Origin of the sequence: Pseudomonas sp. Irchel 3E19 (genome assembly GCF_900187585.1) — a bacterium.
Classification (GTDB): domain Bacteria; phylum Pseudomonadota; class Gammaproteobacteria; order Pseudomonadales; family Pseudomonadaceae; genus Aquipseudomonas; species Aquipseudomonas baetica.
The window spans coordinates 112,542-134,509 of record NZ_FYDT01000002.1; the positions used below are offsets into that span (position 1 = coordinate 112,542).

Below are 21,968 nucleotides of genomic sequence, written 5' to 3' on the forward strand. Positions count from 1 at the left end.
TCTGACAGGTAGAGCGACCGCTCGTCGGAAACTCAGCTAAGGCGCAGGCTGGCAATTGATGAATGCACCTTGACGCACACATGCCGATTGGCGTTTCCTGAAACCGGTTTCAATGACATTTCAAACACTCTAACAACAAGAAAGTTGCCGCCCCGATGAACGACTTCTCCTCCGCCCAGCGCAGCCGCGTCACCATGCTCGACGTCGCCGAACGCGCAGGCGTGTCAAAGGCCAGCGTCTCGCGTTTCATCGGCGATGACCGCGCCCTGCTTTCCGATGCGATTGCCTTGCGCATCGAGCAAGCCATCAATGAACTCGACTATCGCCCGAACCAGATGGCTCGCGGCCTGAAACGCGGGCGCACGCGCCTGATTGGCATGTTGGTGGCCGATATTCGTAACCCTTATTCGATTGCCGTGATGCACGGCGTGGAAACCGCTTGCCGTGCGCACGGCTACAGCCTGGTGGTGTGCAACACCGATCGCGATGACGAACAGGAACGCCAGCATCTGGCGCTGTTGCGCTCGTACAACATCGAAGGGCTGATCGTGAATACCCTCGGCCATCACCGTGATGAGCTACACGAGTTGCACCGCGAAATGCCGCTGGTGCTGGTGGATCGCAAGGTCGACGGGCTCGACAGCGACATGGTCGGGCTGAATAACCCGCAAGCGGTGGAGATGGCTCTTGCTCACCTTGAGCAGCACGGCTATCGCAATGTGTTGTTGGTGACCGAGCCGTATGACGGCACCAGTTCGCGGATCGAGCGGGTCAACAGTTTTCAGGCGCAGATTGCGCAGCGCTCAGGGTTGACCGGCGCGGTGGTGGAAACCGGCGACGAACTCACGGGCAAACTCCAAACCTTTTTAAACACTCCCGGTGGCGGTCCCAAAGCGCTGTTTTGCGCAAACGGTGTGGCGGCGCTGGCCAGCACTCGCGCATTGCGAGAGATCGGCTGTCGACTGTTCGAGGATATCGGGCTGATCGCCCTGGATGACCTGGACTGGTATCCGTTGGTGGGCAGCGGGATCACCGCCCTCGCCCAGCCGACCGCCGAGATCGGTGCGCGGGCGTTTGAGTGCTTGCTCAAGCGGTTGCGCGGGGATGATGAGCCGGCGCGGGTGCTGGATTTTGCCCCGGTGCTGGTTGAGCGGGGTTCGACCCTCGGGATTTTGCGGTGACTTGTCTGGCCCCATCGCTGGCAAGCCAGCTCCCACATTGTCCGCGGCACACACAAAACCTGTGGAAGCTGGCTTGCCAGCGATGGGGCCCGGAAGGACAACCTGGAAACACCTAAAAATTTGAACAAAAATGAAACCGGTTTCAGAGGTACACAACAATGAATAAACCTGCCGTTTCCATCAGCCTGTCCAGCTACGGCGCCGAGCTTGTGCGTCAGCGCGGGCAAGACTTTTTCATCGATGTACTGGCCGCTGCCGGTGCCGATCGCATCGAGTGGCGCGAAGAGTTGCTGACCCGCGAAGTGCCCGCGCAATTGTGCGCCGCCACTCTGGCGCAGGGGCTGCAGAGTATCTATTCCTCGCCCACCGAGCTGTGGCTCGCCGGGCAGTCTCATCCGAACCCGGAGTTGATTACCGCACTGCAACACGCCGAGGCGTTTGGTTCGAAGTGGCTGAAAGTCTCGCTTGGCTACTTCAACGACAACTGCGATTTGTCGGTCTTGCAGCAACGACTCAATAACAGCCCGGTGCAGTTGTTGGTGGAAAACGACCAGACCCTGCACGGTGGCCGCATCGAACCGTTTCAGCGCTTCTTCACCGCCGTTGAACAACACAACCTGCCCATCAAGATGACCTTCGACATCGGTAACTGGCAGTGGCAGGACCAGTGCGCGACCAACGCCGCGCGCCTGCTCGGTCGGCATGTCGGTTACGTGCATTGCAAAGCCGTGGCCCGTCGCGGCGACGGCAAACTGGTCGCGGTACCGCCTGCGGTGGGTGACCTGCATCTGTGGGAACAACTGCTGCGGCACATGGCCCAAGGCGTCATGCGCGCCGCCGAATATCCGTTGCAGGGCGATGACCTCGTGCAATTGACCACCGAGCACGTCGCCGCCCTCGCCCGCCTCGGCCAATCCCGTCTGGAGCCTGCTCATGTCTGAGATCGATATTCTGTCGTTCGGCGAAACCATGGCGATGCTGGTGGCCGAGCAAACCGGTGATCTGGCGATGGTCGAGCAATTTCACAAGCGCATTGCCGGAGCGGACAGCAATGTGGCGATCGGCCTGTCACGTCTGGGTTTCAATGTCGCGTGGCTGAGCCGCGTTGGCGACGATTCGCTGGGGCGTTTTGTGGTACGGAGCCTGGCCAGGGAAGGGCTGGATTGCAGCCATGTCGCCGTCGATGACAATCATCCGACCGGTTTTCAGTTCAAGTCCCGCACTGACGATGGCAGCGACCCGCAAGTCGAGTATTTCCGGCGCGGTTCGGCGGCCAGTCATCTGTCGCCGCAGTCGATCAGCGCCAGTGTGCTGAGCGCCCGGCATCTGCACGCCACCGGCATCCCGCCGGCTCTGTCTGCATCGGCCCGGGAGATGTCTTTCGAACTGATGACACGCATGCGCAACGCCGGGCGCAGCGTGTCGTTCGACCCCAACCTGCGCCCGAGCCTGTGGGCCAGCGAGCGCGAGATGATCAGCGAAATCAATCGCCTCGCCGCCCTCGCCCATTGGGTGCTGCCGGGTTTGAGCGAAGGTCGTTTGCTCACCGGTTTTGACGATCCGGCGGACATTGCCGCGTTTTATCTGGACCAAGGTGCCGAAGCGGTGGTGATCAAGCTTGGCCCAGAGGGAGCTTATTACCGTACGCATCTGGATCAGGGCTTTGTCGCCGGGGTGCCAGTGGCCAATGTTGTCGACACTGTGGGTGCCGGGGACGGCTTTGCGGTGGGGATGATCAGTGCCCTGCTGGAACACCAGAGCTTTGCCGAGGCAGTGCAGCGGGCGAACTGGATTGGCAGTCGTGCGGTGCAGAGTCGTGGAGATATGGAGGGGTTGCCGACCCGCCTGGAGTTATCGGTTGAATTTGAGTCTGCCTTCGCGAGCAGGCTCGCTCCCGCGTTTGAAATGCATTCCCTTGTGGGAGCGAGCCTGCTCGCGAAGAGGCCAGCCTAGTCAGCGAAAAATTTGAACCTGCTGCGACAAAAACAACAAGCTCAGGAGCAACACCATGAAAACCGCAACCCTCGCCGCCCGCCGCTGGTGGTACATCATGCCGATCGTGTTCATCACCTACAGCCTGGCGTATCTCGATCGCGCCAATTACGGTTTCGCCGCCGCGTCCGGCATGGCCGAAGACCTGATGATCACCCCGGGCCTGTCTTCATTGCTCGGCGCGCTGTTCTTCCTCGGCTACTTTTTCTTCCAGGTACCCGGTGCGATCTACGCGCAAAAGCACAGCGTGAAGAAACTGATTTTCGTCAGTCTGATCCTCTGGGGCGGCCTCGCCACGTTGACTGGCGTGGTCTCCAACGCCTATTGGCTGATCGTCATCCGGTTCATGCTCGGCGTGGTCGAAGCCGCCGTCATGCCGGCAATGCTGGTGTACCTGTGCCATTGGTTCACCCGTGCCGAACGCTCACGAGCCAACACCTTTCTGATCCTCGGCAATCCGGTCACGATGCTGTGGATGTCGGTGGTTTCCGGGTACCTGGTGCAGCATTTCAGCTGGCGCTGGATGTTCATCATCGAAGGTTTGCCGGCGGTGCTGTGGGCGTTTATCTGGTGGCGTCTGGCCGATGACCGTCCGGCCCAGGCCAAATGGCTGACCGACCAGGAAAAGCAGGATCTGGAAAGCGCCCTGGCCGCCGAACAGGTCGGCATCAAAGCGGTGAAGAACTACGCCGAGGCGTTCCGTTCGCCGAAGGTGATCATCCTGGCGTTGCAGTTTTTCTGCTGGAGCATCGGCGTCTACGGCTTTGTGCTGTGGCTGCCGTCGATCCTCAAGGCCGGCGCGCAAATGGACATGATCGAGGCCGGCTGGCTGTCGGCGTTGCCGTATCTGGCAGCGGTGATCGGCATGCTCGCCGTCTCGTGGGGCTCGGACAAACTGCAAAAACGCAAACGCTTCGTCTGGCCGCCGCTGCTGATCGCCTCGATTGCGTTTTACGGCTCCTACGCGCTTGGCGCGGAACATTTCTGGTGGTCGTACACGCTGCTGGTGATTGCCGGCGCCTGCATGTACGCGCCTTACGGGCCGTTCTTCGCGATCGTGCCGGAGATTCTCCCGGCCAACGTCGCCGGGGGGGCCATGGCACTGATCAACAGCATGGGCGCACTTGGTTCGTTCGGTGGCTCATATCTGGTCGGTTACCTGAACAGTTCCACCGGTTCGCCCGGTGCTTCATACCTGCTGATGAGCGGCGCGCTGATGCTGTCGGTGGTGCTGACGATTTTCCTCAAGCCCGGCGCCAGCGATCGCGTCGTCGCCAAAGCCGTGGCCACGCGTCCCGTGCCGGCTCACTCCTGAAGAGATTTTTGCCATGAAAAAACAGGTCGTTCTGTACAAGAAACTCTCGCCCGCGCTGATGGCGCGCCTGCAACAACAGTTTGACGTGACGTTGATTGAACGCCTCGACGCTGACGGTCTGATGCAACTGCGCGACGCCTTGCCCCGCGCCCACGGCTTGCTCGGTGCCAGCCTGAAGCTCAACGCCGCGCTGCTGGATCTGGCGCCGCAACTGGAGGCGATTGCCAGCGTCTCGGTGGGCGTCGACAACTACGACATCGACTACCTGACCCGGCGCAAGATCCTGCTGACCAACACGCCGGATGTACTCACCGAAACCACGGCTGACACTGGTTTTGCCTTGATCCTCGCCGCTGCCCGGCGGGTGGTGGAACTGGCCAATATGGTGCGCAGCGGTCAGTGGCATCGCAACATCGGCCCGGCGCATTTCGGCACCGATGTGCATGGCAAGACATTGGGGATTATCGGCATGGGGCGCATCGGTGAGGCGCTGGCTCAGCGTGGGCACTTCGGCTTTGGCATGCCCGTGATTTATCACAGCCAGTCGCGCAAACCTGCGGTTGAAGAGCGCTTTGATGCGCAGTACCGCAGCCTTGAAGATCTGTTGAAGCAGGCGGATTTCATCTGCCTGACTTTGCCGCTGACCGCGCAGACCGAAAAACTGATCGGCGCCGAACAGTTTGCGCTGATGCGCCCGGAGAGCATCTTCATCAATATCTCGCGAGGCAAGGTTGTCGATGAAGCGGCGATGATTGAGGCGCTGCGGCACAACCGGATTCGCGCGGCGGGGCTGGATGTGTTCGAACGTGAGCCGTTGCAGCATGATTCACCGTTGTTGCAGCTCAACAATGTGGTGGCGACGCCGCACATGGGTTCGGCTACGCATGAGACGCGCGAAGCGATGGCGCGGTGTGCGGTGGAGAATCTGTTGGCCGCATTGGGTGGGGAGAGGCCTGTGAATCTGGTGAGTCCATCGACTTGGCAGGGCTGAATTAATCAGTGACCGTAATGCCGCCTTCGCGAGCAGGCTCGCTCCCACACTGGATCTTCAGTGTTCACAAAACCAATGTGGGAGCGAGCCTGCTCGCGAAGAGGCCGGTACTGGCAACCCTAAATGTCAGGCACTGCGCGCCTGTAACAGCTGCACCGCACACAGCGCAATCCGCGCACAGGCATCTGCCAGTTTCACCCGATCCACCACCAGCCCGATGCGGATATGCCCTGCCGCACTCGGCCCGAAGGCTTCACCGGCCAGCACTGACACGCCATACCCCTCAAGCAAACGCTCGGCAAACGCCTGCGCGCCGAGCCCGGTCTGGCGCACATCGACCATCACGAACATCCCGCCATCCGGGCAAATCGGCTGCAACCCCGGGCAGCCGCGCAAGCGTTCGCACACCAGATCCCGACGCAGACGATATTCCTCGCGCATCTGCGTCACTTCCGGCAGATCTGTTTCCAGCGCCACTTGCGCGGCTTTCTGCACGAAATCCGGCAAACCGAACAGCATGCTCAATGACAGATTGACCAGATGTTCGGCCAACGATTTCGGCCCGATCATCCAGCCGACACGCCACCCGGTCATCGCGTGGGATTTCGACAGGCTGTTGATCGTCGCCGTGCGGTCGGCCATGCCCGGCAGGCTCGCCGGGCTGATGTGTTGCCCTTCATAAAGAAGTTCGCTGTAAACCTCGTCGCTGATCAGCCACAAGTCGTGGCGAATGCACAGCGCCGCCAGTTCCTGCCAGATGAGCAGTGACAGGCTCGCACCGCTGGGATTGTTCGGACTGTTGAGCAGCATGGCACGGGTTTTCGGCGTGATTCGCCCGGCAACATCCGCAGGATCGACGCGAAAACCGTTTTCCGGTCGCACCGGCACCGGCACTACGGTCGCTCCGCAAGCGCCGAACACGCCTTCATAGGTCACGTACATCGGCTCAGCGACAATCACCTCGTCGCCCGGATCGAGCAAGCATTGCGCCACCGAATACACCGCGCATTGCGCACCGGGCATGACGATCACCTGATCGGCATCGACCGTTTGCCCGCTGCGTCGGTGATGACGCTGGGCGATCAACTTGCGCAGCGCCAACCGGCCGCGCACGTCGGAATAATGCGTATCGCCGGCCAACAGGCTGTCGATGGCACCGTGGACGATCGGCAACGGTGTATCGAAATCCGGATCGCCGACGCTCAGCAGCAAAATATCGACACCCTCGGCGCGCAGTTCCAGCGCTCGGTCATGAATCTGCCAGGCCGCTGCTCCCTCGCCGGCGATTCGTTGGGTCAAGGCTGAATAGCGCATGTACGCCTCCTGGTTGCGCGGTCTCCAGCCTTCACCCTATCTCAAATCACATAACACGCCAGCGCGAAAAGCGAACTGTCAAGTTTGACAGTAGCGGGAAAAAAAATGCTTCGGCCTAATGTTGACTCTGAACCCAAAGGAGGTTTGACAAATGGAAAAACTCTCGCCGCTGAAAATCGTTGATGCGATGCCCAATTACGGAGTGAAAGAAGATTCCGGCAAAAGGATTGAAGCTGCCCATTCCGGTTATCGATGACAAACTGCTGGAAAACGGCGTGACCACTGATTACCTGAAAAGGCACTGTGACGTTGTACAGTTGGGAATTCCCCGTTACCCGCAAAGCCAGGCAGGGGATTACGTGGTCGTATACTTCGGACCGCCAAATCCTTACCCCGTGGCTGGAGCTGGATTTACAGCTGGGGCGCTGATTGATATCAATGCCCATATCAGCATGCTCGCTGTGCCTGGAGCGCTGTTCCGTGGCGTGGAGAAGGGCGTTCATTTAATGCACTACAGAATCTTCAGCCGTGCGGGCGGAGCCTCCGATATGTCGGTAGGGAAATTCATACGCGTCGATCTGGATACCGAAACGCCATAACCCATGAGCGTCGCAATGCCATTGGAGGGCCGGATAACGCCGGCCCTCCAATAGCGCGCAGTGCTCAAATCACAAAACGCGCCACCATGGCATTCAAATTCACCGCCAGACGCGACAGTTCGTGGGTCGCGGCGCTGGTCTGGTTGGCGCCGTCAGCCGATTGCGTGGCCAGGTCACGGATGTTGACCAGGTTGCGGTCGACTTCACGCGAGACCTGCGCCTGCTCTTCCGAAGCACTGGCGATCACCAGGTTGCGTTCGTTGATCTGGTGGATCGACTGGGTGATCTGCTCCAGTGCAACGCCGGCAGCACGGGCCATTTCCAGGGTGGACTGAGTGCGCTGGTTGCTTTGCTGCATCGAGGAAACCGCTTCGCCGGTGCCGTTCTGAATGCCGGCAACCATTTTCTCGATCTCTTGCGTCGACTGCGCAGTGCGGTGGGCCAGTGCGCGTACTTCGTCCGCGACCACGGCGAAACCACGTCCGGCTTCACCTGCGCGAGCGGCTTCAATGGCGGCGTTGAGTGCCAGCAGGTTGGTCTGTTCGGCAATCGCCCGGATCACGTCGAGCACTTTGCCGATGTCGCGACCTTGCGCGGCGAGGCCTTCGATCATTTGCGCGGTGTTCTGCACGTCGTGGGTCATGGTCTGGATCGCGTCGACGGTTTTCACCACTTGATCGCGACCTTCACGGGCGGCGTGGGTCGACTGGTTCGAGGCTTCGGAAGTCGACACGGCGTTACGCGCCACCTCCTCCACTGCGGCGGTCATCTCGTTGACGGCGGTGGCCGCCTGTTCGATTTCATTGTTCTGCTGTTGCAGGCCACGGGAGGCTTCTTCGGTGACGGCGCTGAGCTCCTCGGCGGCGGCGCCCAATTGCGTGGCGGAACCGGCGATCTGTTCGATGGTTTTGCGCAGGTTGGTCTGCATCGCGGCAAGGGCCGTGAGCAGGCGCGCCGGTTCGTCCTTGCCGTCGACTTCGATAAGCTTGGTCAGGTTGCCATCGGCGATGGTTTGCGCCGCCTCAACGGCACGGTTCAGCGGGGTGACGATGCTGCGCGTCAACAACAGCGCCAGCAACACGGTGGCGAGCGCGGCAACCACCGCGACGATGACGATGCCGGTGATGGCGCTGTCGTAATTATCGCCCGCCTGAAGCGATGCAGTTTTCGCATCGGCAGCGTTGATGGCGATCAGTCTATTCAACTGCTCGCCCATCTGGTCGGTACCGTCCTTGATCCGCGTGTTCATCAGAGTGCGCATGTCTTCGAGTTTGTCTTGACGCGACAGGTCCATCATCTGTTTTTGCGCTTGCAAGTAGTTATCCAGCGTCGATACGAAGGTCTGGTAGAGCGCTCGTTCCTCACCACCGGTCGGCAGCGCAGCATAGCTGGCTTGAGCTGCGCGCAACTTGTCGAGCACCGCGCCAATGAGCCCCGCAGTATCCTGCAAGTCGGAGGGTTCGCGATTGACCAGTGTGCGGTAGGACAAGATTCGCAGACGCAGAACGTTTTCCGTCACCGCGCTGAGTTGAGCCACGCCGGGAATCTGGTTCGACTCCATGTCGATGGAAGCCTGGCGGATGATCGACATGCGGTTGACGGCAAACACACCGAGCACGATCACCAACAAGGCAATAAACGCAAAACCAAGGAAGGCACGGGGCGCGATATTCAGGTTACGTAAGGACATGGTTGGGCTCTCGAAAGATAGAAGCTACGAGCGTCCATGCCCTGATCACTGGCCCGGAGGGCGGGCTACAGTGCGGCGTCACTGTTTTTGAGGATTTTTGTGCGCGCCTATTGGCTGTATCGGCCCGGCTTTAGAAAGGATGAGGGTAAAGATGAAATATTTTTCAGGGCGTTACAGCAATGAAACAGCTGACCGCCGATGTCGACAGCTCCTACAGTGCGGACGTCTCAGGGTTTTGCGGCGAGTTGCCACACGCGGGCGATATCGGTAGCGCGTTCACGCAGCAATCGTGGTGCTTCAGCGCAGGCCTGCTCCAGCGTCATGGGGCCACTGGTGACGGCAAACGCCGCATCGATACCGTGGTTGTAGAGTTCCTGATAGCCCTCTCCCAGCGTCCCGGCAATGACGATCACCGGCACGTCGTGTTGTCTGGCAATCCGCGCCACGCCGAACGGAGTTTTGCCACGCAACGTCTGCGCGTCGAAGCGCCCTTCCCCGGTGATCACCAGATCCGCGCCTTTGACCGCTTCGGCCAGCCCGACTAACTCGGCGACTACCTCGACCCCAGCTTGAAATTGCGCACCGAGAAATGCCTTGGCGGCAAACCCCAAACCACCTGCGGCACCGCTGCCGGGTTCGTCGCGAACGTCTTTGCCCAAAGCCTGCGCACTCAACTGGGCGAAATGCCCCAGGGCCTGATCGAGTTGTTGCACTTGCGCAGGCGATGCCCCTTTCTGCGGGCCGAAAATTGCCGAAGCACCGTGCGGGCCGCACAGCGGATTGTTCACATCAGCGGCAATATCGAAGCGCACGTGCGCCAGACGCGGGTCCAGTTCGCTCAAGTCCAGGTGCGCCAGTTGTGCCAATGCCAGACCACCGGGCACCAACGACTGGTTTTGCCCATCCAGCAATTTCCCCCCCAGTGCCTGCATGGCACCGGCGCCGCCATCATTGGTTGCGCTGCCGCCAATCGCCAGAATCACCCGTTGGGCACCGGCATCCAGCGCCGCCCGAATCAGCTCGCCCGTGCCGAACGTGCTGCTGATGCACGCATCGCGCTGCCCCGGCGGCACCAGTTGCAAGCCACTGGCCTCGGCCATTTCAATGATTGCGGTGTGGTTGTGCGGCAACCAGCCCCACGCGGCGTCAACCGGCGTGCCCAACGGGCCACGCACACGGTTACGGCGCAACTCGCCTTCGCACGCGGCGAGAATCGATTCGACCGTGCCTTCGCCGCCGTCAGCCATCGGGCATTTGATCAGCGTGGCGTGCGGCCACACTTGCGAAAGGCCCAGGGCAATGGCCTCGGCGACGCCTTGGGCACTCAGGCTGTCCTTGAACGAATCGGGGGCAATGACGATCTTCATGCGAATTCTCCAGTTCCAATGCCCCTCATGCTGCCAGTCGGCATGCGCCTTGACGCCTGTCCGCTGCACAATTGGCGCGGGGGGTTATTGTTCATTTCTACAAAACCCCCGGAAATGTGTGTTGGATACACCGGCCTCTTCGCGAGCAAGCCCACTCCCACAATGGGAATGCACTCCACCTGTGGGAGCGGGCTTGCTCGCGAAGGCGTCAGTGGCATCAGCCGATTAACTCGGATCAGTCTGCGGCAGCAGTTGCACGCCAAGGTACAGCGCCAACATCCCTTCCAGCCTTAACGGATCGACCCCACTGATCTCGGCAATCCGTTCCATCCGATAGCGCAGGCTGTTGCGATGAATCCCCAGCGCGTCGGCACACGCCTGGCTCTGTCCATCGTGTTCACACCAGCTGCGCAGCGTCGCGAGCAACTGACCGTTGCCGTCCTTGGCGATTACTTTGCGCAGTGGCTTGAGGAGTTCATCGAGCGCGTCATCGTTGCGATGGCGCCAGAGCATGACAGGCAATCGGTAGCGGTTAAGGTTGAGCAACCTGGAATGCGGCAAGACTTCGCGGCCATAGGCGAGCAGATCCGCGACCCGTCGATAACACCGGCGCAAACCGCTCAACCCCTCCGCTTGCCCGCCCACGGCGATGCGCAGAATGTTCCAGCCCAGACCGTCGAGTTTCTCCAGCAAACGATCATGTTCAATGTGCTGGCTCGCCGGGCGGCACCACAACAGTGACGACTTCGCCGAACTCACGCACCAGCTGTCCGGATAGCGCGACATCAGCCACGCACTCAGCGCATCGACGGTTTGCCCCGGCCCGTGTTCCAGACCCAGTTCAAACAGATACGGCACCCGCGTCAATTGTGGTTTGAGCCCCAGTTGCTGTGCCTCATCGAGCAACCGTGGCGAATCCCCGGCCTCACTCAGCAGCAATGCCAGCAAGTCATCGCAGCGTTGCCGCCGCCATTGCTGCTCGGCCTGCTGATTGCGCTGGCCGACCAACATCTCTGCCGTCATGCGCACCAGTTCGGCGTAAGTGCGCAGTTGCTCGGGCTCGCCGGTGATGCCAAGCACGCCGATCAAGCGTTGGTCGAGCATCAGCGGCAGGTTGATTCCTGGCTGCACACCCTTCAGATGCATGGCAGTCGGCGCGTCAATCTCCACCACCCGACCGTTGGCCAGCACCAGTTGCGCGCCTTCATGCCGGGTATTGATCCGCTCCGCTTCACCGCTGCCGAGGATCAGGCCCTGGCTGTCCATGACGTTGACGTTGTACGGCAAAATGGCCATGGCCCGGTCGACGATGTCCTGAGCGAGGTCGTGGTCGAGTTCGAACATAACGAAGCAAATCCTTATAAACAGGCACGGGCGGTTGTTCACGCGCACAGGGCTTGGCGACAAACCCTGTGCTCAGGCACAAAGACAATCCGGCCAAGGGTGGTCGAGACTCTCAGGGCGATCAACGTTACCCTTTGCATCGCAAAAAATCATAATAAAGAGAGAGCCGCTATGTCGCAGAGCGCCGCAGCTACCCAGACCATCGACGACGATAAAAACGCCGTTTATAAACGCATCACCCTGCGTTTAATCCCCTTCATCTTCATCTGCTACCTGTTCAACTACCTCGACCGGGTCAACGTTGGATTTGCCAAACTGCAGATGCTCGACGCACTGAAATTCAGCGAAACCGTTTATGGCCTTGGCGCCGGTATCTTCTTCATCGGCTACGTGCTGTGCGGCGTGCCGAGCAACCTGGCGCTGACCAAATTTGGCCCACGGCGCTGGATTGCCGTGATGATGATCACCTGGGGCACGCTGTCGACCTGCCTGCTGTTCGTCACCACCCCCACCGAGTTCTACACCCTGCGTCTGTTTACCGGTGCGGCGGAAGCCGGGTTCTTCCCGGGTGTCGTGTTGTATCTCTCGCAGTGGTTCCCGACCTTCCGCCGTGGGCGGATCATGGCGCTGTTCATGTCGGCGATCCCGGTTTCTGGACTGCTGGGTAGCCCGTTCTCGGGCTGGATTCTCAATCACTTCGCCGCAGGCCAGGGCGGTTTGGCCGGTTGGCAGTGGATGTTTCTGCTGCAAGGCATTCCGACCGTGATCCTCGGGGTGCTCGCCTACTTCCTGTTGAGCGACAGCTTCGCCAATGCCAAATGGCTGACTGCGCATGAGCGTGCCGTGCTCGAAGCGGATCAGGCCGAGGACCTGGCGAACAAGCCAAAGACCACCTCCGACTCATTGCTCGCGGTGTTCAAGAACCCGGCGATCTGGGCGTTTGGCTTGATCTACTTCTGTATCCAGAGCGGCGTGTACGCGATCAATTTCTGGCTGCCGTCGATCATCAAGAACCTCGGTTTCAGTGACAACCTGGTGATCGGCTGGTTGAGTGCGATTCCGTATCTGCTGGCAGCGGTATTCATGCTGGTGGTCGGGCGTTCGGCGGATCTGCGCAAAGAGCGCCGCTGGCATCTGGTGGTGCCAATGCTGATGGGCGCGATCGGTCTGGTGATCGCGGTGAATTTCGCAGCCAATCCGGCAATTGCGATTCTCGGTTTGACCATTGCCACCATGGGCGCGCTGACCGGGCTGCCGATGTTCTGGCCGGTGCCAACGGCCATGTTGAGCGCCGGCGCCGCTGCCGGTGGTTTGGCGCTGATCAACTCGATGGGGCAGATGGCCGGGTTCCTTAGCCCTTATCTGGTGGGTTGGGTCAAGGACAGCACCGGCTCGACCGATGCCGCGTTGTATCTGCTGGCGGGTGTGATTGTTGCCGGCAGCTTGCTGGCGTTGCGCATGACGCGGACGTTGCGGGCTTGATTTAAAAGATCAAAAGATCGCAGCCTACGGCAGCTCCAAGGGATCGGGGGCTGGCGCGGGCGTGGATCTTTTTGCTGTCAAGCGCGAGCATCCAGCTCAATCACCAACCCGCCCGGCATCTGTACAAAAATCTGCCAGATCCCATCCTCAGGCACTTGCGCCAACTGGTACGGCAAGCCACTTTCTCGCACCCGCTGCAACACCCTTTCTGCCGGCTCATCGGTGCGAAACGCGATGTGGCTCAGTGCGGTGTCGGCGAACGTCGACTGCTCGATCACATGCACCACGGCGTGCGCATCCTGATACAGCCAGCGACCCGGAAACGGGAATGGCGGACGACGCCCCGGTGCAAGGCCGAGCAATGCCGCGAAATTATCCTGCAAGGTCTGGCCGTCAGCGGCGTTGAAGGCCAGATGATCGAATGTCCAGGTCATGTTCCTCTCCTGCGCTTATTCATTGATTGCAGTATCCACACTTGCCAATCACGGAAAAATCCGGCTAAAACGCAAAGATCTTTAAAGGATTTTTACTAATGAGCTCGATTCTCGATCTGGAAATCTTCGTCCGCGTGGCCGATTCCGGGAGCATTTCCGCCGCCGCCCGGGATCTGGATCTGACCCCTGCGGCTTGCAGCATCGCCTTGAAACGCCTGGAAACCCGCCTCGGTATCCGCTTGCTCGCCCGCTCCACCCGCAGCATGCGCCTGACCGAAGAAGGCCGGCGTTATCTTGCAAGCGTGCGTCTGGCGCTCGGCACCCTGGCCGAGGGTGAACAGGCCTTGAAGCAACAGACCGAAGGCCTCAACGGTGCTTTACAACTGGCGGCGCCCTCGGACTTCGGACGCAATGTGCTGCTGCCGTGGCTGGACGATTTCAAGCGCGAGCATCCGCGTATTCAGTTGCAGCTGCTGCTCAACGACCGGCATGCCGATCTGTTTCGCGAAACCGTGGACATCGCGCTGCGCTTCGGGGTGCCGAGCGATTCGACGCTGGTGGCATTGCCGATTCTGCCTGCGCATCGTCGCGTTGCCTGCGCCAGTCCCGACTATCTTGCGCACCACGGTACGCCGCAAGATCCCCGCCAATTGAGCCAGCACAGCGCCCTGCTCTATCTGCGTAACGGCCGGCCTTACAACACTTGGCGCTTCAGTCGCGACGACGAAACGCTGGAAGTCGAAGTGCGCGGCGACTACCTCAGCGACGACGGCGAAGTCGCCCGCCGCTGGGCGCTGGCCGGGCATGGCATCGCCTACAAGGCCTGGCTCGATGTCGCCGAAGACGTGCGCGCCGGACGGCTGGTGACATTGCTCGATGACTGGCAAGGCGAGAGCGCGCCGTTCAATCTGCTTTGCCCGCATCGAATGCAGGTGTCAGAACGGGTTAAAGTCTTGCAGCTGTTTTTGCAGGAACGCTGCCGTGGGTTGAACCGATAATTCACTTTGCCGCATTGCAAGCATCTGGTATTTGATTAGCGTTCTCCCACCGACAAAAAGGATTTCGGCATGAGCTATCGAACACTGGGCCATTCGGGGTTGCAGGTCTCCACCCTCACCCTTGGCACGATGATGTTTGGCGAGCAGACCAGCACCGAGGAATCGCTGCGCATCATCGACAAGGCCTGGGATCAGGGCATCAACTTCATCGACACCGCTGACGTCTACACCAATGGCCGCTCCGAAGAGATCGTCGGCGAAGCGATTGCCGGCAACCGCCATGAATGGGTGCTGGCGACCAAGGTCGGTTTCGGCCCGGTGGACGGTGTGCCGAACCGTAGCGGTTTAAGCCGTAAACACATCTTCAACGGACTCGATGCCAGCCTGACCCGGCTCGGCACTGATTACCTCGACATTTATTACCTGCACCGCGAAGACCACAACACGCCGCTGGAAGTCTCGGTTTCGGCGATTGGCGACCTGATCCGTCAGGGCAAGATTCGTTATTGGGGCTTGTCGAATTATCGCGGCTGGCGGATTGCCGAGGTGATTCGCATCGCCGATAAACTCGGCGTTGATCGGCCGGTGATCAGCCAGCCGCTGTACAACATCGTCAACCGCCAGGCCGAGACCGAACAGCTCAGCGCTGCACAGACTTATGGTCTGGGCGTTGTGCCTTACAGCCCATTGGCCCGTGGCGTGCTCAGCGGCAAATACGCGCCAGACGTGACGCCGGACGCCAACAGCCGCGCCGGACGTCAGGACAAACGCATTCTGGAGACCGAATGGCGTGTTGAGTCGCTGCGTATTGCCCAGCAGATTCAGCAATACACCGAAGGGCGTGGTGTTGGCATTATCGAGTTTGCGATTGCCTGGGTGTTGAACAACAGCGCGGTGACCTCGGCGATTGTCGGGCCGCGCACTGAAGCCCAATGGGATGCGTACACCAAGGCGCAGGCGGTGAAGATCACGGCCGAGGATGAGGCGTTTATCGATTCGCTGGTAACACCGGGACATGCGTCGACGCCGGGGTTCAATGATGTGAGCCATTTTGTGTCGGGGCGTAAACCGCGTCAGGCTTGAAGTAAGCAGATTGCGGGAGCAATACAAATCCATTGTGGGAGCGTGCCTGCTCGCGAAGAGGCCGGCACATTCAACATCTGCGTTGTCTGACACACCGCTTTCGCGAGCAGGCTCGCTCCCACAGGTTTTGCGCTTATCTTCAGGATGTGGGGAATATTGATCACTCGGCCAATATTCAGCACAAAAACCACGTATCCTGCGCGCCCCGTTTGATCACCCACCCGCGAGGACAGTTTGTCTAAAGGTATCGCTTTATCGGTTTCGGCCTCGGTGCTGTTTGCCGTCATGTATTACTACACCTCGTTGCTCACCCCGTTGAGCGGCGTGGAGATCTTTGGCTGGCGGATGCTGCTGACCGTGCCGTGCATGACCGTGTTCATGCTGGTATCCGGGGAATGGCGGCGAGTGCTGGAGCTGGTCCGCCTGATGGCGGCGAAGCCGAAACTGATCGGCGCCTTGATCGTCTCTGCGGCCTTGCTCGGCGTACAACTGTGGCTATTCATGTGGGCGCCGCTCAACGGCTACAGCCTCGACGTTTCGCTGGGCTACTTCCTGCTGCCGCTGGCCATGGTGCTGACCGGACGGATTGCCTACGGTGACAGCCTGTCGTACCTGCAAAAGATTGCCGTGTTCTTCGCAAGTTTAGGTGTGTTGAACGAGTTGTATCAGGTTGGCGGGTTTTCCTGGGCAACGGTGGTGGTCGTGGTCGGCTACCCGCTGTATTTCGTTCTGCGCAAATACCTGAAAACCGACAACCTTGGTGGCTTGTGCAGGGTGGCGAGCAAGGCTTTGGCGTGTTCGATCAGTATCCGGGCTTGCTGTGGCTGATTCCGTTGCTCGGCCTGATCAGCGCATCGGCGCTGGTGGTGTACATCATTGCCAGCCGATTGCTGCCGTTCAGTCTGTTCGGTTTGTTGAGTTACGTTGAACCGGTGCTGTTGCTCGGTGTGGCGTTGTTGCTCGGCGAGAGTATCAAGTCGGGTGAATGGCTGACGTATATACCGATCTGGCTGGCGGTTGTGGTGCTGGTGTTTGAAGGCTTTAAACACCTGATGCGGCAGCGCCGTCCTTAAGCCCAACGCAAACAAATGTGGGACCAAGCTCGCTCCCACAGGGTTTGAGTGAAACAAAAAAAATCCCGACCCTGCATCGCAGCAGGTCGGGATTTTTTTATTTCAATTGCGGATTACTCGGTGGCAAGTACACCACGACGCACCTGGTCACGCTCGATCGACTCGAACAGTGCCTTGAAGTTGCCTTCACCGAAACCATCGTCGCCTTTACGCTGGATGAATTCGAAGAACACCGGGCCCATCAGGGTTTGCGAGAAGATCTGCAGCAGCAGGCGCTTGTCGCCCTGCTCCGACGAACCGTCGAGCAGAATGCCGCGTGATTGCAGTTGGTCAACCGGCTCGCCGTGATTCGGCAGGCGGCCTTCAAGCATTTCGTAGTAGGTTTCCGGCGGTGCGGTCATGAAGCGCATGCCGATTTTTTTCAGGTGATCCCAGGTCTTGATCAGGTCGTCGGAGAGGAACGCGACGTGCTGGATGCCCTCGCCATTGAACTGCATCAGGAACTCTTCGATCTGCCCGGCGCCCTTGGACGACTCTTCGTTCAGCGGGATGCGGATCATGCCGTCCGGTGCGGTCATCGCTTTCGAGGTCAGACCGGTGTATTCACCCTTGATGTCGAAGTAACGGATTTCGCGGAAGTTGAACAGCTTCTCGTAGAAGTTCGCCCAGTAAGCCATGCGACCGCGGTACACGTTGTGCGTCAGGTGGTCGATGATTTTCAGGCCGGCACCGACCGGATTGCGATCAACACCTTCGATAAACACGAAGTCGATGTCATAGATCGAGCTGCCTTCGCCAAAACGGTCGATCAGGTACAACGGCGCGCCACCAATGCCTTTGATCGCCGGCAGGTTCAGCTCCATCGGGCCGGTTTCGATGTGGATCGGCTGAGCGCCGATTTCCAGTGCGCGGTTGTAGGCCTTTTGCGAATCCTTGACGCGGAACGCCATGCCGCATACCGACGGACCGTGCTCGGCCGCGAAGTACGACGCCACACTGTTCGGTTCGTTATTGAGAATCAGGTTGATCGCGCCCTGACGATACAGGTGCACGTTCTTGGAACGGTGGGTCGCGACTTTAGTGAAGCCCATGATCTCGAAGATCGGCTCCAGGGTGCCAGGAACCGGCGATGCCAGCTCGATGAACTCAAAGCCCATCAGGCCCATTGGGTTTTCGTATAAATCTGCCATGGTGACGCCTCATCATTTCTTATCAATTAACCAGGGTTATTTGTCAGTCATGCCGAGACGTGGGTGGCGCACAGGAGATGCCGCGCACACTGCGGGCGAGGAAGTCACCGTAGATCAGTTGAAACCCGAATATCTTCATTGTCGACCCAAGGCTCTTGCGGGCGAGGCTTCTGCTGCCAGAAGACGATTATTATTGTATGCGTAACCCGATTCTACACAGCGTAAATAGGGTTGTCTGCCCTCTCTATAAAATCCGCTTTTTCAACGCCGGTGCAAGGGGTTTGTTACACAGGTAAATGCCTGCGAGGATCAGTGCGCCACCCAGGCACATGGCCAGTGTCAGTTGCTCACCGAGCAATAGTGCGCCGAGGATCACGGCGGTCAATGGGTTCAAGGCGATAAAAACGCCGGATCGGGTGGCGCCGATTTTGCGGATGCCATCGTAATAGCCGATGTAGGCCAGCGCCGAGCCGAGCACACCGAGATAGCCCAGACTGAGCCATTGCGCCGCGCCCAGCTGGACCAGCGCCGTCCAGCTCAATTCACCGCGAACCGCTGCCAATGTCCACAGCATCAGCGTGCCGATCAGGATCGAGTACGTCACGGTCTGCACCGGCCCAAGTGTCTGGTTGAGGCGGCGGGAAAACAGCGAATAAACACCCCAGCCCAATACGCAACCGAAAATCAACAGGTCCCCCATCCACGCATCCGGTGCCGCTGTCATCAGTTGCGGATGACGGCTGACAATGACCAGACCGGCGCCGGCAATGCAGATCGTGATACCCGCGACCTTCATACGTCCAAGGTGCTCTTTGAACAGCAGCCATGAAGCGAGGCCAATCACCGCAGGATTCAACGCAACAATCAACGAGGCCCGCGACGCGTTGATGTACTGAAGGCCATAAAAGAAGCACACGTTGTAGAAGAAGATGCCGAAGAACCCGAGCAGCGTCAGTTGCGACCATTGCCGTGGCGTCGGCCGCGCCAAGGGGATCCGCGCGAGCCACAAGAAACCGAGCAGCGCGGCACTGGCCAACAGGAATCGAAGGCTTGCAGCAAACATCGGACTGAGACTACCGGCCAGAAACCGGCCAGCGACAAATGTTCCCCCCCACACCATGGTGACGGCCGCGAGGCTCAGATACACCGGCATGTCTGATGGGGGTGTGTGGGCTTGCTCGGCATTAGGCATGACGCTCCAAACTGAGTGGCTGACAGATGACGTATCATTGGCCTCATGTCCAGTCATCGTAAAATGAGCAAAAACTCATGACCCTCACTCAACTCGAGATCTTCTCGCTGGTCGCCGAGCTGCGTGGATTCACCCTCGCCGCGCATCGCCTGGGCATTTCGCAATCGGCGGTGTCCCACGCGATGAAGTCGCTGGAGCAAGAACTGGGCGTTGAATTGCTGCGCCGGCATCAATCGCAGGTGGAACTCAGTGATATCGGCGAGCAGTTATTGCTGCGCGCCCGAGCGATGCTCGGTCTGGCCAACACGCTGCGCCAGGAAGCGGCGGACGCACGTGGCATGAAACGTGGCACTTTGCGTATTGGCTCATTCGGGCCGACTTCGTCAATCAGGTTGCTGCCGAGCATTTTGCGACGCTATCGCGAGGCCCACCCCGGGATTGAAGTGCACATCAATGAGGGCCCCGATCGGCAAGTCATTCAGTGGCTGGAAGAACGGCGGATCGACATCGGTTTCGTGGTGTTGCCCGAAGAACGATTCGATACTTTTGCCTTGATCGAGGACCAGATGGTTGCCCTGCTCCCCACCGCGCACCCCTTGGCGGCGCGGCCCGCGCTGAGCCTGAAAGAACTTTGTGCTGACCCATTCGTTCTCACCGAGGCCGGATCCTCAGAGTTGGTTTTAAGATTGTTTAACGCGGCGAAGCTGCAACCGAACATCCGTTATCGGTGCTCGCAATTGCTCAGCACGCTCGACACGGTCAGTCGGGGCGACGCGATCACCCTGGTAGCCGAAGCTTCACTGCCGGACACACAACAGCGCGATTACGTAACAATACCGTTGGTACCCACCGTGAATCGCCAGGTCGGTCTCGCTGTGCTCGACCGGCGCCAGGCCTCACCGGCAGCGCTGGCCTTTATCGAACTGGCCGCCCGCATGAATCACCGATGAGCGGCGCGAGCGTCATCTGCCATCTATCATCCCTTCTGGTTGAAATGTTTCCAGCGGCGCACCGATGACCGGCCCGCATTCGATAGCCCCACCTTTTCGCGACAGGATGCGCCCATGCCGTTGACCGTCAGCCCCCGCCGCAAACGCAGCACCCGCCTCGTGGTAACGCTGCTCAGTGGAATGCTCCCGGTGTTGCTGGGCGTCGCGATTCTTTACATGCAGGCCGAGCGTACGCTGGAGCACAGTTCACAGCAGACCGCCGAAGAGGCATTGCATCAATTCGAGTTGATGCTCGACAACACCGCTCAGGCCGCCCACGAGCTGCTGCCGCTGGCCGGACAACCGTGCGAAAGCGTCAAACTGGCGTTGCGCGAACAGGTCACTCGCCGCCCTTTCGTGCGCTCGACCAATCTGGTGTGGGACGACAATCTCTATTGCAGCTCATTGTTTGGTGACTATAAGGAAGCCGTTAACCCCGGTGACTACAACCAGGGCAAGTTGTGGTTGATGAACGGTAATCCGGTCACGCCGAATACTGCGCTGCTGGTTTACCGGCTCAGCGAAGGTCACGGCAGCGCGCTGACGACACTGGACGGCTATCACCTGAGCAACATGTTGCGCCTGATCGGCCGGCAAACATTGCTGATGCTGCAAGTGGGCGATAACTGGCTCTCCGCTGACGGAAAAGTACACAAAGGCGACCTGCCTGCGCTGCCGGTAGCGCAAAGCATGCTCGACTCTTCGCGCTACGCGTTCAGTATTTCAGCCGGTTTTCCGAAGGGGGAAATCTGGCGCTACATGGCCGAGGTTTATCCTCCCCTGTTCAGCTTGCTGATCTTTTTTGGTGTGGTCTCGGGTGCAATCGGTCATGTCGTGCAGATGCGCTCCACTTCGCCGAGCCATGAAATGCTTCGCGCCCTGGAAGCCGGGGAATTCATTCCGTACTTCCAGCCAGTGGTGCATGGCGACAGCAAACAGTGGTCGGGGGCCGAAGTGTTGATGCGCTGGAACCACCCAAAGGAAGGCCTGGTGCGTCCGGATCTGTTTATTCCGTTCGCCGAGCATTCGGGTTTGATCGTGCCGATGACCCGCGCCTTGATGCAGCAGACCGCTACCCTGCTTGGCCCGCTGTCATCGAACTTCGACAAACCGTTTCACATCGGTATCAACATCACCGCAAGCCATTGCAAGGATCTGCAACTGGTCAACGACTGCCGCGTGTTTCTCGCCGCGTTCGCGCCAGACAGCGTGAATCTGGTGCTGGAGTTGACCGAGCGCGAGCTGATCGAGCCGACCGAGATCACGCTCCAGCTGTTCGAACAATTACATGCGCTGGGCGTGATGATTGCCATCGATGACTTCGGCACCGGCCACTCGAGTCTCGGATACCTGCGTACATTCAATGTCGACTTTCTCAAGATCGACCAAAGCTTCGTCGCCATGATCGGTATCGACGCGCTGTCACGGCACATTCTCGATACGATTATCGAACTGTCGGCCAAGCTTGATCTGGGTATTGTTGCCGAAGGTGTAGAAACCCAGGCGCAGGCCGATTATCTGACTGCCCATCACGTCAACTTCCTGCAAGGCTATCTGTTCGGCAAACCGATGCCTGGCGCCGACTTCATCAATGCATTACGTCACCATTAACTAAATACAATTGAGCCTTGCGCATCACAAAGGCGCACCAAATTGATACAAAAGACCACCGTAGTTACATGAAGAAAAAGTCAGGATTTACTCTTGGCGCATTAACTACTACAATTTTTCTAC

The 21,968-nt window shown here is 59.4% G+C and carries 18 protein-coding genes and 1 pseudogene; 12 read left to right on the forward strand and 7 right to left on the reverse strand.

All coding sequences use genetic code 11. The features are described from left to right. Positions 1-155: 155 nt before the first annotated feature. The 5 genes from CKW18_RS02025 (at position 156) to CKW18_RS02045 (ending at position 5,479) form a co-directional block, all read left to right on the forward strand. Positions 156-1,181, forward strand: a complete 1,026-nt coding sequence (locus CKW18_RS02025; protein ID WP_095187222.1) for a LacI family DNA-binding transcriptional regulator — start codon at positions 156-158, stop codon at positions 1,179-1,181. A gap of 158 nt (positions 1,182-1,339) precedes the next feature. Then, complete coding sequence (locus CKW18_RS02030; protein ID WP_095187223.1) at positions 1,340-2,122, forward strand: AP endonuclease; 783 nt, start codon at positions 1,340-1,342, stop codon at positions 2,120-2,122. Continuing rightward, on the forward strand, positions 2,115-3,134 hold the full coding sequence (locus CKW18_RS02035) for a sugar kinase (protein ID WP_095187224.1): 1,020 nt from the start codon (positions 2,115-2,117) through the stop codon (positions 3,132-3,134). Before CKW18_RS02030 ends, CKW18_RS02035 begins: the two co-directional genes overlap by 8 nt. Before the next feature lie 55 nt (positions 3,135-3,189). Then, positions 3,190-4,488: an MFS transporter gene (locus CKW18_RS02040; RefSeq protein WP_095187225.1), complete on the forward strand. Its 1,299-nt coding sequence runs from the start codon at positions 3,190-3,192 to the stop codon at positions 4,486-4,488. A gap of 13 nt (positions 4,489-4,501) precedes the next feature. Beyond that, positions 4,502-5,479 (forward strand): D-glycerate dehydrogenase, encoded by a 978-nt coding sequence (locus CKW18_RS02045; protein WP_095187226.1) that lies wholly within the window; start codon positions 4,502-4,504, stop codon positions 5,477-5,479. Positions 5,480-5,605: 126 nt separating this feature from the next. On the opposite strand, the gene CKW18_RS02050 is transcribed toward CKW18_RS02045, so the two are convergent. After that, on the reverse strand, positions 5,606-6,793 hold the full coding sequence (locus CKW18_RS02050) for a pyridoxal phosphate-dependent aminotransferase (RefSeq protein ID WP_095187227.1): 1,188 nt from the start codon (positions 6,791-6,793) through the stop codon (positions 5,606-5,608). A 227-nt stretch (positions 6,794-7,020) separates the two neighbouring features. Here CKW18_RS02050 and CKW18_RS02055 point away from each other — a divergent pair, with 227 nt between their 5' ends. After that, the gene (locus tag CKW18_RS02055; RefSeq protein WP_141233062.1) at positions 7,021-7,392 is read left to right on the forward strand and encodes a hypothetical protein; all 372 of its coding nucleotides are present in this window, start codon (positions 7,021-7,023) and stop codon (positions 7,390-7,392) included. Positions 7,393-7,456: 64 nt separating this feature from the next. Here the strand turns inward: CKW18_RS02055 and CKW18_RS02060 are convergent, their stop codons facing one another. The 3 genes from CKW18_RS02060 to CKW18_RS02070 all read right to left on the reverse strand — a co-directional run bounded on the left by CKW18_RS02060 (position 7,457) and on the right by CKW18_RS02070 (position 11,793). Next, complete coding sequence (locus tag CKW18_RS02060; RefSeq protein WP_095187229.1) at positions 7,457-9,082, reverse strand: methyl-accepting chemotaxis protein; 1,626 nt, start codon at positions 9,080-9,082, stop codon at positions 7,457-7,459. Positions 9,083-9,309: 227 nt separating this feature from the next. Continuing rightward, positions 9,310-10,449, reverse strand: a complete 1,140-nt coding sequence (locus tag CKW18_RS02065; protein ID WP_095187230.1) for a glycerate kinase — start codon at positions 10,447-10,449, stop codon at positions 9,310-9,312. Positions 10,450-10,674: 225 nt separating this feature from the next. Further along, positions 10,675-11,793, reverse strand: coding sequence for a sugar diacid recognition domain-containing protein (locus CKW18_RS02070; RefSeq protein WP_095187231.1), 1,119 nt, complete (start codon positions 11,791-11,793; stop codon positions 10,675-10,677). Positions 11,794-11,964: 171 nt separating this feature from the next. Here CKW18_RS02070 and CKW18_RS02075 point away from each other — a divergent pair, with 171 nt between their 5' ends. After that, positions 11,965-13,275, forward strand: a complete 1,311-nt coding sequence (locus CKW18_RS02075) for an MFS transporter (RefSeq protein ID WP_095187232.1) — start codon at positions 11,965-11,967, stop codon at positions 13,273-13,275. Positions 13,276-13,352: 77 nt separating this feature from the next. On the opposite strand, the gene CKW18_RS02080 is transcribed toward CKW18_RS02075, so the two are convergent. Next, the gene (locus CKW18_RS02080; RefSeq protein WP_095187233.1) at positions 13,353-13,709 is read right to left on the reverse strand and encodes a hypothetical protein; all 357 of its coding nucleotides are present in this window, start codon (positions 13,707-13,709) and stop codon (positions 13,353-13,355) included. A 98-nt stretch (positions 13,710-13,807) separates the two neighbouring features. Here CKW18_RS02080 and CKW18_RS02085 point away from each other — a divergent pair, with 98 nt between their 5' ends. The 3 genes and pseudogenes from CKW18_RS02085 (at position 13,808) to rarD (ending at position 16,863) form a co-directional block, all read left to right on the forward strand. Then, the gene (locus tag CKW18_RS02085) at positions 13,808-14,707 is read left to right on the forward strand and encodes a LysR family transcriptional regulator (RefSeq protein WP_095187234.1); all 900 of its coding nucleotides are present in this window, start codon (positions 13,808-13,810) and stop codon (positions 14,705-14,707) included. A gap of 69 nt (positions 14,708-14,776) precedes the next feature. Then, positions 14,777-15,790 carry an aldo/keto reductase gene (locus CKW18_RS02090; protein ID WP_095187235.1) on the forward strand — a complete coding sequence of 338 codons (1,014 nt, stop codon included), beginning with the start codon at positions 14,777-14,779 and terminating at the stop codon, positions 15,788-15,790. Between the two features lie 234 nt (positions 15,791-16,024). Then, positions 16,025-16,863: pseudogene (gene rarD / locus CKW18_RS02095) on the forward strand (EamA family transporter RarD). A 113-nt stretch (positions 16,864-16,976) separates the two neighbouring features. Here the strand turns inward: rarD and hppD are convergent. Then, complete coding sequence (gene hppD / locus CKW18_RS02100) at positions 16,977-18,053, reverse strand: 4-hydroxyphenylpyruvate dioxygenase (RefSeq protein WP_095187236.1); 1,077 nt, start codon at positions 18,051-18,053, stop codon at positions 16,977-16,979. A gap of 244 nt (positions 18,054-18,297) precedes the next feature. Then, complete coding sequence (locus tag CKW18_RS02105; RefSeq protein WP_095187237.1) at positions 18,298-19,245, reverse strand: DMT family transporter; 948 nt, start codon at positions 19,243-19,245, stop codon at positions 18,298-18,300. Positions 19,246-19,322: 77 nt separating this feature from the next. Between CKW18_RS02105 and CKW18_RS02110 the strand changes: the two genes are divergently transcribed. Both CKW18_RS02110 and CKW18_RS02115 read left to right on the forward strand, forming a co-directional pair. Beyond that, positions 19,323-20,195 (forward strand): LysR family transcriptional regulator, encoded by an 873-nt coding sequence (locus CKW18_RS02110; RefSeq protein WP_095187238.1) that lies wholly within the window; start codon positions 19,323-19,325, stop codon positions 20,193-20,195. A gap of 114 nt (positions 20,196-20,309) precedes the next feature. Then, the gene (locus CKW18_RS02115; protein WP_095187239.1) at positions 20,310-21,845 is read left to right on the forward strand and encodes an EAL domain-containing protein; all 1,536 of its coding nucleotides are present in this window, start codon (positions 20,310-20,312) and stop codon (positions 21,843-21,845) included. Positions 21,846-21,968: the final 123 nt, after the last annotated feature.